We start from the raw sequence: 13,645 nt of genomic DNA on the forward strand, positions 1-13,645 counted from the left end.
GGCCGATTACGGCCCTTTTTCATTATGCTGTATACTGATGCGACATTTATAACCATGGCTGTACCACTATGACAGCACTTGATGATTTCAGCTTTGCTGATCTGACACCGGACTTACTGCTCAATGCGCTGGAGAGCACGGGCATCTATGCCTCATCGGGACTGTTGCCCCTCAACAGTTATGAAAACCGGGTCTACCAGTTCAGCAGTGATGACGGCCGCCGCTACGTCGCCAAATTCTACCGTCCGCAGCGATGGAGTGACGCCCAGATCCAGGAAGAACATGACTTCGCCGCCGAGCTGGCTGCGCAGGAAATTCCGCTGGCAGCGCCCCTGGTCATGAACGGCCAAACCCTGCACCACTATGAACACCACCGTTTCGCGCTGTTTCCCAGCGTCGGCGGCCGCCAGTTTGAAGTCGATAATGCAGACCAGCTTGAGCAGGTCGGCCGCTTCCTGGGCCGCATCCACAAAGTCGGTCAGCGCACCCTGTTCAGCCACAGACCGACCATCGGCCTGGAAGAATATCTGGTTCAGCCCCGGCTCGTTCTGGAGCAGTCCGGGTTTATCCCGACGCATCTGGAATCGGCTTTTTTCGGCGATCTGGACCGCCTTATCGCCTTATTGAGCGAACGCTGGCACAGCGACTGGCAGTCGCAACGTATTCACGGTGACTGCCATCCGGGCAACATACTGTGGCGCGACGGCCCACTGTTTGTCGACTTAGACGATGCGCGAAACGGCCCGGCGGTGCAGGATCTATGGATGCTGTTAAACGGCAGCCGCCAGGATCAGCTGATGCAGTTGGATACCCTGCTGGAAGCGTATGGCGAATTTGCCGATTTTGATCCGCGTGAATTGCAACTTATTGAACCATTACGTGGTCTTAGATTGGTGCATTACATGGCATGGCTAGCAAAACGCTGGCAGGATCCGGCTTTCCCGCGTGCATTCCCCTGGTTTGCTGATGCAAAATACTGGGAAGGTCAGGTACTGGCCATTAAAGAACAACTGGCTGCCCTTGAAGAGCCGCCACTGCAGCTGATGCCGCAATGGTAATCAGTCTGACTTGAATCCGAACAGCCGTACCTGTAAAAGGTATTGTATTGATTTTTCAGGGAGAACCCTTACATGTTTAAAACACTTTTTGCGCTGGCAACAGCAGCGCTGCTTTCTTTTTCCGCGCATGCCGCCAAGTTTAGCGAAGGCGATTACTATCAGGTGCTGGAACTGCCAAAATCATCCACACCGGTTGTGAACGAATTTTTCTCGTTTTACTGCCCGCACTGCTTTAACTTTGAACCGCTGATCCAACAGCTGAAAACCAAAATCCCGGACAACGCCAAGTTCCAGAAAAGCCATGTCTCCTTCATGGGCGGCAACATGGGCACCTCCATGAGCAAGGCTTACGCGACCTCGGTCACCCTGGGTATTGATGACAAAATGATCCCGGTACTGTTCAGCCAGATCCATCAGGCGAACAAACCGCCGCGCAACGATGAAGAGCTGCGCCAGATCTTTCTGGATAACGGCGTGAAAGCCGAAGACTTCGACGGCGCCTTCAACAGCTTCGCCGTCAACTCTATGGTCAACCGTTTCAACAAAGGTTTCCGCGACAGCGGCCTGACCGGTGTCCCAGCCGTGGTGGTCAACAACAAATACCTGGTGAAAACCGACAAAGTAAAATCAGCCGACGAATACTTCGAGCTGATCAACTTCCTGCTCAAGCAGTAAGTTTGCTTTCTCTGTGAAAAAGGGCCGAAAGGCCCTTTTTTGTATCTTGATGCATCATCAAAATAAACAACCACTAGATCCTGATTTTTTTGCAGAGCCAGTCACAGGCTCTTAATGAGTAATACATAAAAAAAACAAATCCCACGCCGATTAGTGCAATCAAACCAACCAAAAACCATTTATTTTCCATTTTCATTACTGGAGCATCAATATCAACACCGAACATACTCGGGATAACATTGATAACTATTGCGAGCAGGACACCATCAATCGCAAATGCAATATTCATCAGCGTAAAACGTAGAAAACGATGGAGTTTTGTCCGGCCTTCTGCTATTGAAAATGGGTGATCTTTTAGTTTCGATCTCTTCTCTCTATAAATCATCCACGCCAATATCCTTTATAACCTCAGTGGTTTTTATCACAGCATTAACGGTTACTGTCTCTCATTCTTTGTAATTCTTTCTTAAACTCGATCATAAGGTCATCCGTTACTGGCTGAAGTTGTTTCACTTCAGAAATCATCACTGGCTGCATCTTTTGTTGTATCCGAGGTAGTTCTTGGATTAGTTTTTTACCCGTAGAGGACATATAAAAATCAAAAATCTCATCCAGTTCCTCTTTTGTAAATGCTTCCTTATAAAGCGTAACAATTAAGTTCATTACTTTTTTGAATGATAAAACTCGGATAAAACTTGCTTATGCATATAACTATAACTAACCGCTAACGATGCTTCATCTTCATTATCAACATCAATAAACTGTGCATATTGGCTTAAGGCTACAGATCTGAGACCTTCCACTGTTACATCTATTGATTCATTAATATTCAGCACATCAACTAACTTTTCAGCAGATCTGATATGAGCAGCATCATCCGCCAATGTGGAAAAAGGAAAAAAAAAGAACAACCCATACAAACACGTACTTCATCAAATCAATACCAATATGAAATCAAAACCATATAAATTTAACCATAATTAGTCTGTTTTACACAGCGTTAATTCTCTCCCTGATAGTCACACCACCTGACTGGTGATCTGCTTCAGCAGCCGGTCCATGGCGCGGTAGCCTAAGGCTTCGGCCAGATGGACCCGTTCGATCTCAGGTTTGCCGGCCAGATCTGCGATGGTGCGGGCGACTTTGATGATGCGGTGATAGGCGCGGATCGACAGGCCGAGCTGATGCAGGGCGGTTTCGAGAAACTCGGCGTCGGCTTTGGTCAGCGCACAGTGCTTGTCCAGTTCGCGGGTACCCAGCAGGGCGTTGATCTTGCCGCCGCGGCTGTGCATCCGGCCCCGAGCTTCCTTCACCCGCTCTTTGATCACCCCAGTGGTTTCCCCTCTGTCGCCGCCCTGTGCCAGAGTGCCACGCGGCAGGGCGGGGATCTCAATAGACATATCAAACCGGTCCAGCAACGGGCCGGACAAACGCCCCAGATAACGCAGTATCGCCTGCGGATTGGTACGGGTCTGGCTGCCTTCGTAGTAACCGGTCGGGCTGGGATTGAGCGCGCCAATGAGCTGGAACCGCGCCGGAAAGGTGGTTTTGCTGGTGGCACGAGAAATCACGATCTCGCCAGATTCCAGCGGTTCACGTAAAGAATCCAGCACTTTTCGCTCAAACTCCGGCATTTCATCTAAAAACAGAATCCCGTTATGGGCCAGCGAAATTTCACCGGGGCGGGGGATGGAGCCGCCGCCCACCAGCGCTGCCATCGAGCTGGAATGATGCGGGGCGCGAAACGGACGGTTGCGCCAGTTGCCGGCATGGAGTGACTGCGCGGTCAGGGAAGTAATGGCGGCCGTTTCCAGTGCTTCCTCGACATCCATCTCAGGCAGCAAATCGCACAACCGTGAGGCCAGCATGGTCTTGCCGGTGCCGGGCGGGCCGACAAACAGCAAATTGTGACCGCCTGCCGCGGCGATCTCCAGCGCCCTTTTGCCCTGCTGCTGGCCTATGATGTCCTGCATGTCGCGGCCATTGACCATCGGCACTGCCTGACCGGGCGCGCGACAATGCAGCGACAGCGCTTCCTGACCACACAGGTAGGCACACACGGCCAGTAAGCTGGCCGCTGATTTGTGTATCTCTCTGCCCACCAGCGCCGCCTGATCGCCATTGGCATCGGGCAGCACCAGGCAGCGATTCTTCTGCTTGGCCGCCAGCGCCGCCGGCAGCGCGCCCTTGATGGAACGTAACTCGCCAGACAGGGCCAGTTCGCCCAAAAATTCATGATCGTGCAGCTTAGTGTCGGGGATCTGGCCGGATGCGGCCAAAATGCCCAGCGCGATGGGCAAGTCAAAGCGCCCGCCCTCTTTGGGCAGATCGGCCGGGGCCAGATTGACAGTGATCCGGCGCGACGGAAACTCGAAATTAGCATTCACTATCGCGCTTCTGACTCTGTCTCTGGCCTCCTTCACTGTGGTTTCAGGTAACCCCACCAGATTGACCGCCGGCAGGCCATTACTGAGGTGAACCTCTATCGTAACCGCCGGCGCATCCACCCCGACACAAGCCCTGCTGTGAACTATCGCCAACGTCATTTTCAACCTCTCAATAAATTAATTAACTGCCATATCACTGGATAAATACGTTTTATCAGCATAATGTACGCAAGATATCCAAGGCGGATTGAAAATAACCACAACAAATTTCTTGTCATGCGACGAATGTCTGTGTTAAGACTAAGGACGCACAACATATAAACAAGAATTTTGGACAGACAAGCCAATGCTATTAAACGTCAACCTACTGGTCCTCATTATTAACGTCATCGTGGTGATTATCTCACCGCGACGGGGGCTGGCAGGCGTAAAATAGCACATACGCAAACACACGCTAAAAAAGCCCCCGCACCGAAAGGTCCGGGGGCTTTTTTCATATCTGATGCCAGAAGACTGCACTATTCCAATAAACCGCAGCACTGGCAGAGGTCATCAAGAAACAGGGAGCCATGATGACAGGCGCAGAGTTAGTAGTAGAAGCCTTGAAACAACAGGGGGTGAGCACAGTCTTCGGATATCCGGGCGGTGCCATCATGCCAATTTACGATGCCTTGTACGATGGCGGCGTCAAGCATGTGCTGTGCCGCCACGAACAGGGGGCTGCCATCGCCGCTATCGGCTATGCCAGAGCCAGCAAAGGGATAGGCGTTTGCCTGGCCACCTCAGGGCCGGGGGCCACCAATCTGATCACCGGACTGGCCGACGCCATGCTGGATTCCATCCCGTTAGTGGCTATCACAGGTCAGGTCGCCAGCCCTATGATAGGCACTGACGCGTTTCAGGAAGTCGATGTCCTGGGGATGTCACTGTCGTGCACCAAGCACAGTTTTCTGGTAACAGACCCGGCAGAACTGCCCGCCGTACTGAGCGAGGCCTTTGAAGTGGCACTGAGCGGCCGCCCTGGCCCTGTGCTGGTGGATATCGCCAAAGACGTACAAGTCGCCGCCATCGAACACCCGCTTGCCCCACTGCATGAATTACCTGCGTTACCCGAAACCGACCCTGCACAGTTTGCTCTGGCTCAGCAGCTTATTGCCGACAGCCAGCGTCCTATTCTTTATGTCGGTGGCGGTGTACAGCTGGCAGATGCCGTCGCCAGTGTGCGCGAGTTTCTCGACATCACGCACATGCCGGCAGTGTCGACCCTGAAAGGGCTGGGCTGTGTTGAGAAAAACTATCCGTACCACCTGGGCATGCTGGGGATGCACGGCACCAAAGCCGCCAACCTGGCGGTACAGGAAGCCGATTTACTGATTGCGGTCGGCGCCCGTTTCGACGACAGGGTGACCGGCAAACTGGATACCTTCGCGCCTCATGCCAAAGTGGTCCATCTGGATATCGATACCGCCGAGCTGGGCAAGCTGCGTCAGGCCCATGCCGCTTTGCGCTGCGATATCAATGAGGTGCTGCTGCAACTGGCCCGTCCGATGGCGCTGGCGCCCTGGCAACAACACGTTACCCACCTGATGGCAGACAACGGCTGGCGTTATGACCATCCGGGCGAGCGTATTTTCGCGCCGCTGCTACTGAAACAACTGTCAGACAAAATGGATGACAACACTGTCATCAGCACAGATGTCGGCCAGCACCAGATGTGGGTGGCCCAGCATATGAGCCACAGACAACCGCAGAATCTGCTGACCTCGGCCGGACTCGGCACTATGGGCTTTGGTCTGCCGGCCGCGATCGGCGCCAAGCTGTCGCGCCCGGATGATCAGTCTATTCTGGTCTCGGGCGACGGCTCTTTCATGATGAATGTGCAGGAACTGGGCACCATCCGCCGTCTCGGCCTGCCGGTCAAGATTGTACTGCTGGACAACCAGCGTCTGGGCATGGTGCGTCAGTGGCAGGAGCTGTTCTTTGATGGCCGCTACAGCGAAACCAACCTGTCCGATAACCCGGATTTCGTCACCCTGGCCAGTGCCTTCGGCATCCCGGGCCAGACCATTACGCGCAAAGATCAGGTCGGTCCTGCGCTGGATACCCTGCTGGCGAGCGAGACAGCCTACCTGCTGCACGTTGCCATTTCTGAAGCTGATAACGTCTGGCCGCTGGTTCCACCCGGTGGTGCCAACCACGACATGATGGAGGAACCTGTATGACCCAGCACACCCTGACTATCCAAGCCACCAGCCGTCCGGAATTACTGGAACGTGTTCTAAGAATCACACGCCACCGCGGATTCATGGTAAAACAGTTTTCAATGGCGCATAGTGAAGATTGTCAGTCCGTCGACATTGAAGTCACGGTAGACAGCGAGCGTCCCATCAGTGCCCTCTATCACCAGCTGGACAAACTGTGGGATGTCAACGGCGTCACCATTTTAGAGCAACAACAAAAACAACAAATCAGCGCATAACGAAAGGATTACACAATGGCAAACACAGCAGATTACATTTGGTTTAATGGCGACATGGTGCCTTGGGCAGACGCGAAAGTACACGTACTGACTCACGCGATGCACTACGGTACTTCCGTGTTCGAAGGCATTCGCTGCTACGAGACGCCAAACGGACCTGTGGTCTTCCGTCACCGTGAGCACATGGCCCGACTGAAAGATTCTGCCAAGATCTACCGCTTCCCGATCCCATACACTGTTGATGAGCTGATGGAAGCCTGCCGCGAAACCCTGCGCGCCAACAAACTCAATTCTGCCTATATCCGTCCGCTGGGCTATGTGCCTAACGTGGGTCTGGGTGTCTGTCCGCCGAACGGTACGGAAATGGATCTGATCATCGCGGCGTTCTCCTGGGGCTCTTACCTGGGCGAAGAAGCACTGGCCAACGGGGTCGATGCCATGGTGTCGAGCTGGAACCGCGCCGCGCCGAATACCATTCCGACTGCTGCCAAAGCGGGCGGTAACTACCTGTCTTCGCTGTTAGTCGGTGGTGAAGCCCGTCGTCACGGTTATGCCGAAGGCATTGCGCTGGATGTGCGCGGCTACCTCTCTGAAGGGGCCGGTGAAAACATCTTTGTGATCCGCAACGGGGTGATTTCTACCCCACCGGCCACCAGCGCCATTCTGCCGGGCATTACCCGCGATGCCATAGTGACGCTGGCCAAAGACATGGGTTATGAGATCCGCGAAGAAAACATCGCCCGCGAGGCGCTGTATCTGGCCGATGAAGTCTTCATGACAGGTACCGCGGCGGAAATCGTCCCGGTACGCAGCGTTGATCAGATCACAGTCGGCGAAGGCAAACGCGGCCCGATCACCGAAAAGATTCAAGCGGCTTTCTTTGGCCTGTTCAACGGCCAGACTGAAGACAAGTGGGGCTGGCTGGATCCTGTATATCCGGCAAAATAAGCCACACTTATAAGCAAGAGAAGTAATGTCCCCGCTGGTGCTTTACGGCACCGGCGGCCAAAAAAGGAATTTCACGTTATGCCTAAGTACCGTTCAGCCACCACCACCCACGGCCGTAATATGGCGGGTGCCCGCGCCCTGTGGCGTGCCACCGGCGTCAAAGATGAAGATTTTGGCAAACCTATCATCGCTGTCGTTAACTCCTTCACCCAGTTCGTACCAGGTCATGTTCACCTGAAAGATCTGGGTCAGCTGGTTGCCGCTGAAATTGAAAAAGCCGGTGGGATTGCCAAAGAATTCAACACCATTGCCGTTGATGACGGGATTGCCATGGGCCACGGCGGCATGCTGTATTCCCTGCCGTCGCGCGAGCTGATTGCCGACTCGGTCGAATACATGGTCAATGCCCACTGTGCCGACGCCATGGTCTGTATCTCCAACTGCGATAAGATCACCCCGGGCATGCTGATGGCGTCCATGCGCCTCAATATTCCGGTGATCTTCGTCTCAGGCGGCCCGATGGAAGCCGGTAAGACCAAACTCTCTGATCAGATCCTGAAACTGGATCTGGTCGATGCCATGATCCAGGGCGCCGATCCCAAAGTCTCTGACGAGCAAAGCGAGCAGATCGAGCGTTCAGCCTGCCCGACCTGCGGATCCTGCTCAGGCATGTTCACCGCCAACTCGATGAACTGCCTGACCGAAGCCCTGGGCCTGAGTCAGCCGGGTAACGGTTCATGTCTGGCCACCCATGCCGATCGTAAAGAGCTGTTCATCACCGCCGGTCAGCGCATTGTCGGTCTGACCAAGCGTTATTATGAGCAGGACGACGACAGCGTGTTGCCGCGCAACATTGCCAGCAAGAAAGCCTTCGAAAATGCCATGGCACTGGATATTGCCATGGGCGGCTCAACCAATACCGTGCTCCACCTGCTGGCGGCGGCGCAGGAAGGCGAGATCGATTTCACCATGGAAGACATCGACCGCATGTCACGCCGGGTGCCTCACCTGTGTAAAGTGGCGCCGTCAACGCAGAAATACCACATGGAAGATGTCCACCGCGCCGGGGGCGTGTACGGCATTCTCGGTGAGCTGGACCGTGCCGGCCTGCTGCATTCAGACGTTCCCAACGTGCTGGGCATGACGCTGTCAGAAGCGCTGGCCCGCTACGACATCAAGCAAACCGATTCAGAAGAGGTCGCTTCCTTCTTCCGCGCCGGTCCGGCCGGTATCCGTACCACTCAGGCCTTCTCACAGGACTGCCGCTGGGACACTTTGGATGACGATCGCGAGAACGGCTGTATCCGCAACAAAGCCCACGCTTTCAGTCAGGATGGCGGATTGGCCGTGCTGTCGGGCAACATGGCGGTCGACGGCTGTATCGTGAAAACCGCAGGCGTCGATGAAAGCTGCCTGACCTTCAAAGGCCCGGCCGTGGTGTTCGAGAGCCAGGAAACCGCGGTTGAAGGCATACTCGGCGGTAAGGTCAAAGCCGGTGATGTGGTAGTGATTCGTTATGAAGGCCCTAAAGGCGGCCCGGGCATGCAGGAAATGCTGTATCCGACCACTTACCTCAAATCAATGGGGCTGGGTAAAGAGTGCGCCCTGATCACTGACGGCCGTTTCTCCGGCGGTACCAGCGGCCTGTCTATCGGCCACGTGTCACCGGAAGCAGCCAATGGCGGCACCATAGGCCTGATTGAAAACGGCGATCTGATCACTATCGACATCCCTAACCGCGGTATTGAGCTGAATGTGGACGATGCCACCCTGGCACAGCGCCGTGCCGCCGCCGATCAACGCGGCTGGAAACCGATCGACCGTCAGCGCAGCGTCTCTTTTGCCCTGCGTGCCTACGCCAACCTGGCGACCAGTGCCGATAAAGGCGCGGTCCGCGATAAATCCAAACTGGAAGGGTAAGTATGATGAGTGAGGTGACACAGGCCAGAGCTGCTGAGTTTCTCAGCGGCGCTGACTATTTAAGGGAAACACTGCGCGCCCCCGTATACGAGGTGGCGCAGGTCACCCCGCTTCAGGACATGGAAAGGTTATCCCAGCGTTTGGGTAACCGTATCCAGATCAAGCGCGAAGACCGCCAGCCAGTGCACTCATTCAAACTTCGTGGTGCCTACAACATGATGTCTCAGCTGACCGCAGCACAACGCCAGGCAGGTGTGATTGCCGCGTCAGCGGGCAATCATGCACAGGGTCTGGCATTGTCAGCCCGCCAGCTGGACGTCAAAGCTGTGATTGTCATGCCGCGCACCACCCCGGATATCAAAGTAGAAGCGGTCAAAAGCTTCGGCGGCGAAGTGGTGCTGCATGGCAGCAACTTTGATGAAGCCAAAACGTACGCGATTGAACTGGCTGAAAAGCACCAATTCACCTTTATTCCTCCGTTCGACCACCCGGCGGTGATTGCCGGGCAGGGCACAATCGGCATTGAGCTGGTCCAGCAAAACGGCCATCTCAACTATGTGTTCGTGCCTGTCGGCGGCGGCGGTCTGGCCGCCGGGGTGTCGGTACTGCTCAAACAGCTGATGCCGGAAATCAAGGTAATAGGTGTTGAAGCCGAGGATTCCGCCTGCCTGCGTGCCGCACTGGATGCCGGTGAGCCGGTTACTCTGGATCAGGTTGGCCAGTTTGCCGACGGGGTGGCGGTGAAGCGGATCGGCGACGAGACCTTCCGGCTGTGCCAGCAGTATCTCGATGATGTGATTACGGTCAGCAGTGACGAAATCTGCGCCGCCGTAAAAGACATTTTTGAAGATACCCGCGCGATCGCCGAGCCGTCAGGGGCACTGTCGCTGGCCGGTCTGAAGAAATACAGCGAGCAGCATCAGCTGCAAGGTCAGCAGCTGGCTTCGATTTTGTCGGGTGCCAACCTGAACTTTCACGGCTTGCGCTATGTGTCTGAACGTTGCGAACTGGGTGAAAAGCGCGAGGGTCTGCTGGCCGTCACTGTGCCGGAACGGCCGGGCGCGTTTCTCGATTTCTGTCACCTGCTGGGCGGCAGGGCAGTCACTGAGTTCAACTATCGCTACAACGACGACACACTGGCCAATGTCTTTGTCGGTGTCCGTTTGCTGCAGGGGCAGGAAGAGCTGGAAAGCATCATTACCGATCTGCGAAAAGGCGGCTATCCTGTGGTGGATCTGTCTGATGATGAAATGGCCAAGGTGCATGTGCGCTACATGATTGGCGGCCGCCCGTCCAAGCCGCTGCAGGAGCGCCTGTACAGCTTTGAGTTTCCGGAATATCCGGGGGCATTGCTGAAATTCCTGACCACATTAGGTACCCACTGGAACATCAGCCTGTTCAACTACCGTAACCACGGTGCCGACTACGGTCGTGTGCTATGCGGAATTGAACTCGAAGATCATGACCTGCTGTTCTTCACCAGCCATCTGCGTGAACTGGGTTACCAATGGAAAGACGAGACCGGCAATCCGGCCTACCAGTTCTTCCTCGCCCAGTAAGCAAATAGATCAGTAAACCGGTAGTAAACCGGCCAGAAAAACACAGCCCCGTATAAACGGGGCTGTTTTCTTTCACCTTTATCCTTTTCACTACCCTTATCGCTCCCGTCAGGATTTATCTTTCTGGGTCAGCGCCCGGGTGTATTCCGCCATGAAACCGGCCAGATTGATACTCTGCTGCAAAATCACATTCCGGGCCGAATGGGGCAGACGACTGAAATACTGGAGCAAGCGGTCAATTTCTTCTTTATATTCGCTTTCCAGAATTTCCAATCCTTCATCCCCGTACACGAACCAGGTCAGCGGCCGCTCAGTGATTTCTGAAATCGCCGACAGCAAACGCACTTTAGGCTCGGTTTTTCCTGTCTCCAGGTCCAGATAAGTTTGCCGGGCGACCCCCAGTTGCTGAGCCATATGTACCTGAGTCAGGCCTTTCCACTCTCGCGCTTCCTTGATCCGCGAGGCGATCTTCGCTTTAGGATCTGTCATCAATACCTCCACCACTGCAATATGTTCCGACCAAACAGGCCAGCATAAAATCAGCCAACTCAGGTGTTATTATTTTTATAAAAATATCAATATGTTATAGAAGGCGACATTTCGGGATTGCAAAGCGCAACGCAAAACAGGAAGAATTCAACCAAAGCATCTGATTTCGCAAACAAAAAACGTCACTTCTGTACTAAATCATAGACGCTGGGAGTAGGGGCGAAGGGTAAAACGAACAAAGGCGCCACAATTGACGCCTTTATCTCAGGGCTAAGACAGCCGTGTCTTATTCTACTGTCACCGATTTGGCAAGGTTGCGCGGCTGGTCAACATCCGTGCCTTTGATCAGCGCCACATAGTACGACAGTAACTGCAGCGGCAAGGTGTAGAGGATAGGTGCAATGAACTCGTCGCAATGCGGTACGTTCAGCACTGTCATAGTGTCGTCACTGGCGAAGTGGGCATTCACATCGGCAAACACATACATCAGGCCGCCACGGGCACGCACTTCTTCGACATTCGACTTCAGTTTTTCCAGCAGCTCGTTGTTCGGCGCCACCACTATCACAGGCATGTCGGCATCAATCAGGGCCAGCGGGCCGTGTTTCAGCTCACCCGCAGCATAGGCTTCAGCATGGATATAAGAGATCTCTTTCAGCTTGAGCGCACCTTCCATGGCAATCGGCGACTGCTCGCCGCGGCCCAGGAACAGGGCGTGGTGCTTGTCGGCGAAATCTTCTGCCAGGGCTTCAATGTCGTCCGCCATCGCCAGCGTCTGCTCAATTTTGGCCGGCAGACTTTGCAGTGCCGCCACCAGCTTGGCTTCCAGCGCATCATCGATGGTTTTACCGCGGCCAATCGCCGCCACCAGCATCAGCAAACCGGCCAGCTGCACGGTAAAGGCTTTGGTGGACGCCACACCGATTTCCGCCCCGGCTTTCATCATGTAGGCCAGGTCGGATTCACGCACCAGCGACGAGCCAGGCACGTTGCAGATGGTCAGACTGGCCATGTAACCCATTTCCTTGGCCAGACGCAGCGCGGCCAGGGTATCGGCAGTTTCACCAGACTGAGACAGGGTGACCAGCAGACTGTTCTCATACACATGTGATTTGCGGTAACGGAACTCAGAGGCAATCTCGACATTACAGGATACACCCGCCCATTGCTCCAGCCAGTAACGCGCCACCAGACCGGCGTGATAACTGGTTCCGCACGCAATGATCTGAACATGTTTCACTTTCTGCAGCAGGGCTTCGGCGTTATCACCAAAGGCTGATGCCAGCACTTTACCATTCGCCAGCCGGCCTTCCATGGTACGTTGCAGCGCTACCGGCTGTTCATAGATTTCTTTCAGCATGTAATGACGGTACTGACCTTTGTCACCGGCATCGTGCGACACTTCCGATTCTTTGATCTCGCGCTCAACCGGCTCACCCTGTTTATCGAAGATGTTCACTTCAAAACGGGTCACTTCCGCAACATCCCCTTCTTCCAGGAACGCAAAACGGCGGGTCACCGGCAGCAGGGCCAGCTGATCTGAGGCAACAAAATGCTCATCAACGCCATAGCCGATCACCAGCGGGCTGCCGGAGCGGGCCACCACAATCCGGTTCGGATCACGGCTGTCCATCACCACAGTGCCGTAGGCACCTTCCAGCTGAGACACTGTCTTCTGCACCGCTTGCAGCAGGCTGTCGGCGCTGCGCAGTTCCCAGTCCACCAAGTGAGCAATCACTTCGGTATCTGTCTGAGAAACGAAGGTATAGCCGCGTTCGGTGAGCACAGTACGCAGCGATTCGTGATTCTCAATAATGCCGTTATGAACAATCGCGATGTGCTCGCCGGACACATGGGGGTGAGCATTGGTTTCGGAAGGTTCACCGTGTGTCGCCCAGCGCGTATGGGCAATGCCGGTGCCGCCGGACAGCGGGTTGGTGGCTACGGCGTCAGCCAGCTCCTGCACCTTACCCAGACGGCGAACTCGCTGCAGGGCATTGTCGCTGTCCACCACAGCCACACCGGCAGAGTCGTAACCCCGGTATTCCAGCCGGCGCAAACCTTCAATCAGAATGCCAGCCACATCGCGTTGGGCCACCGCCCCGACGATTCCACACATAGAAAATACTC

Annotated in this window: 13 protein-coding genes; 7 read left to right on the forward strand and 6 right to left on the reverse strand. The window is 54.8% G+C overall.

Annotation, left to right across the window (positions count from 1 at the left end; all coding sequences use genetic code 11):
- Window positions 1-68 precede the first annotated feature (68 nt).
- Window positions 69-1,058 (forward strand): serine/threonine protein kinase, encoded by a 990-nt coding sequence (locus tag IFO68_RS20395; RefSeq protein ID WP_192017627.1) that lies wholly within the window; start codon window positions 69-71, stop codon window positions 1,056-1,058.
- A 72-nt stretch (window positions 1,059-1,130) separates the two neighbouring features.
- On the forward strand, window positions 1,131-1,733 hold the full coding sequence (locus IFO68_RS20400) for a thiol:disulfide interchange protein DsbA/DsbL (RefSeq protein ID WP_192017628.1): 603 nt from the start codon (window positions 1,131-1,133) through the stop codon (window positions 1,731-1,733).
- A gap of 73 nt (window positions 1,734-1,806) precedes the next feature.
- Here the strand turns inward: IFO68_RS20400 and IFO68_RS20405 are convergent, their stop codons facing one another.
- From IFO68_RS20405 to IFO68_RS20420, 4 genes are all read right to left on the reverse strand, one after another.
- Window positions 1,807-2,118 (reverse strand): hypothetical protein, encoded by a 312-nt coding sequence (locus tag IFO68_RS20405; RefSeq protein WP_192017629.1) that lies wholly within the window; start codon window positions 2,116-2,118, stop codon window positions 1,807-1,809.
- A 44-nt stretch (window positions 2,119-2,162) separates the two neighbouring features.
- Window positions 2,163-2,396: a DUF2059 domain-containing protein gene (locus tag IFO68_RS20410; RefSeq protein WP_192017630.1), complete on the reverse strand. Its 234-nt coding sequence runs from the start codon at window positions 2,394-2,396 to the stop codon at window positions 2,163-2,165.
- Complete coding sequence (locus tag IFO68_RS20415) at window positions 2,396-2,653, reverse strand: hypothetical protein (RefSeq protein ID WP_192017631.1); 258 nt, start codon at window positions 2,651-2,653, stop codon at window positions 2,396-2,398. The genes IFO68_RS20410 and IFO68_RS20415 overlap by 1 nt, the downstream gene beginning before the upstream one ends.
- Window positions 2,654-2,752: 99 nt before the next feature.
- On the reverse strand, window positions 2,753-4,279 hold the full coding sequence (locus IFO68_RS20420; RefSeq protein ID WP_192017632.1) for a YifB family Mg chelatase-like AAA ATPase: 1,527 nt from the start codon (window positions 4,277-4,279) through the stop codon (window positions 2,753-2,755).
- A gap of 413 nt (window positions 4,280-4,692) precedes the next feature.
- Here IFO68_RS20420 and ilvG point away from each other — a divergent pair, with 413 nt between their 5' ends.
- The 5 genes from ilvG to ilvA all read left to right on the forward strand — a co-directional run bounded on the left by ilvG (window position 4,693) and on the right by ilvA (window position 11,026).
- The gene (gene ilvG, locus IFO68_RS20425; protein ID WP_192017670.1) at window positions 4,693-6,342 is read left to right on the forward strand and encodes an acetolactate synthase 2 catalytic subunit; all 1,650 of its coding nucleotides are present in this window, start codon (window positions 4,693-4,695) and stop codon (window positions 6,340-6,342) included.
- On the forward strand, window positions 6,339-6,599 hold the full coding sequence (gene ilvM / locus IFO68_RS20430) for an acetolactate synthase 2 small subunit (RefSeq protein WP_027251721.1): 261 nt from the start codon (window positions 6,339-6,341) through the stop codon (window positions 6,597-6,599). Before ilvG ends, ilvM begins: the two co-directional genes overlap by 4 nt.
- A gap of 15 nt (window positions 6,600-6,614) precedes the next feature.
- The gene (locus IFO68_RS20435; RefSeq protein WP_120513865.1) at window positions 6,615-7,547 is read left to right on the forward strand and encodes a branched-chain amino acid transaminase; all 933 of its coding nucleotides are present in this window, start codon (window positions 6,615-6,617) and stop codon (window positions 7,545-7,547) included.
- A 78-nt stretch (window positions 7,548-7,625) separates the two neighbouring features.
- Window positions 7,626-9,467, forward strand: coding sequence for a dihydroxy-acid dehydratase (ilvD, locus tag IFO68_RS20440; RefSeq protein ID WP_192017633.1), 1,842 nt, complete (start codon window positions 7,626-7,628; stop codon window positions 9,465-9,467).
- A 5-nt stretch (window positions 9,468-9,472) separates the two neighbouring features.
- Window positions 9,473-11,026 (forward strand): threonine ammonia-lyase, biosynthetic, encoded by a 1,554-nt coding sequence (ilvA, locus tag IFO68_RS20445; protein ID WP_192017671.1) that lies wholly within the window; start codon window positions 9,473-9,475, stop codon window positions 11,024-11,026.
- 108 nt (window positions 11,027-11,134) lie between these two features.
- Here the strand turns inward: ilvA and IFO68_RS20450 are convergent, their stop codons facing one another.
- Window positions 11,135-11,515: a helix-turn-helix transcriptional regulator gene (locus IFO68_RS20450; protein WP_027251725.1), complete on the reverse strand. Its 381-nt coding sequence runs from the start codon at window positions 11,513-11,515 to the stop codon at window positions 11,135-11,137.
- A gap of 286 nt (window positions 11,516-11,801) precedes the next feature.
- On the reverse strand, window positions 11,802-13,634 hold the full coding sequence (gene glmS / locus IFO68_RS20455; RefSeq protein ID WP_192017634.1) for a glutamine--fructose-6-phosphate transaminase (isomerizing): 1,833 nt from the start codon (window positions 13,632-13,634) through the stop codon (window positions 11,802-11,804).
- Window positions 13,635-13,645 lie beyond the last annotated feature (11 nt).

This window comes from Photobacterium arenosum (assembly GCF_014841115.1).
In the GTDB taxonomy this organism is placed as follows: domain Bacteria; phylum Pseudomonadota; class Gammaproteobacteria; order Enterobacterales; family Vibrionaceae; genus Photobacterium; species Photobacterium arenosum.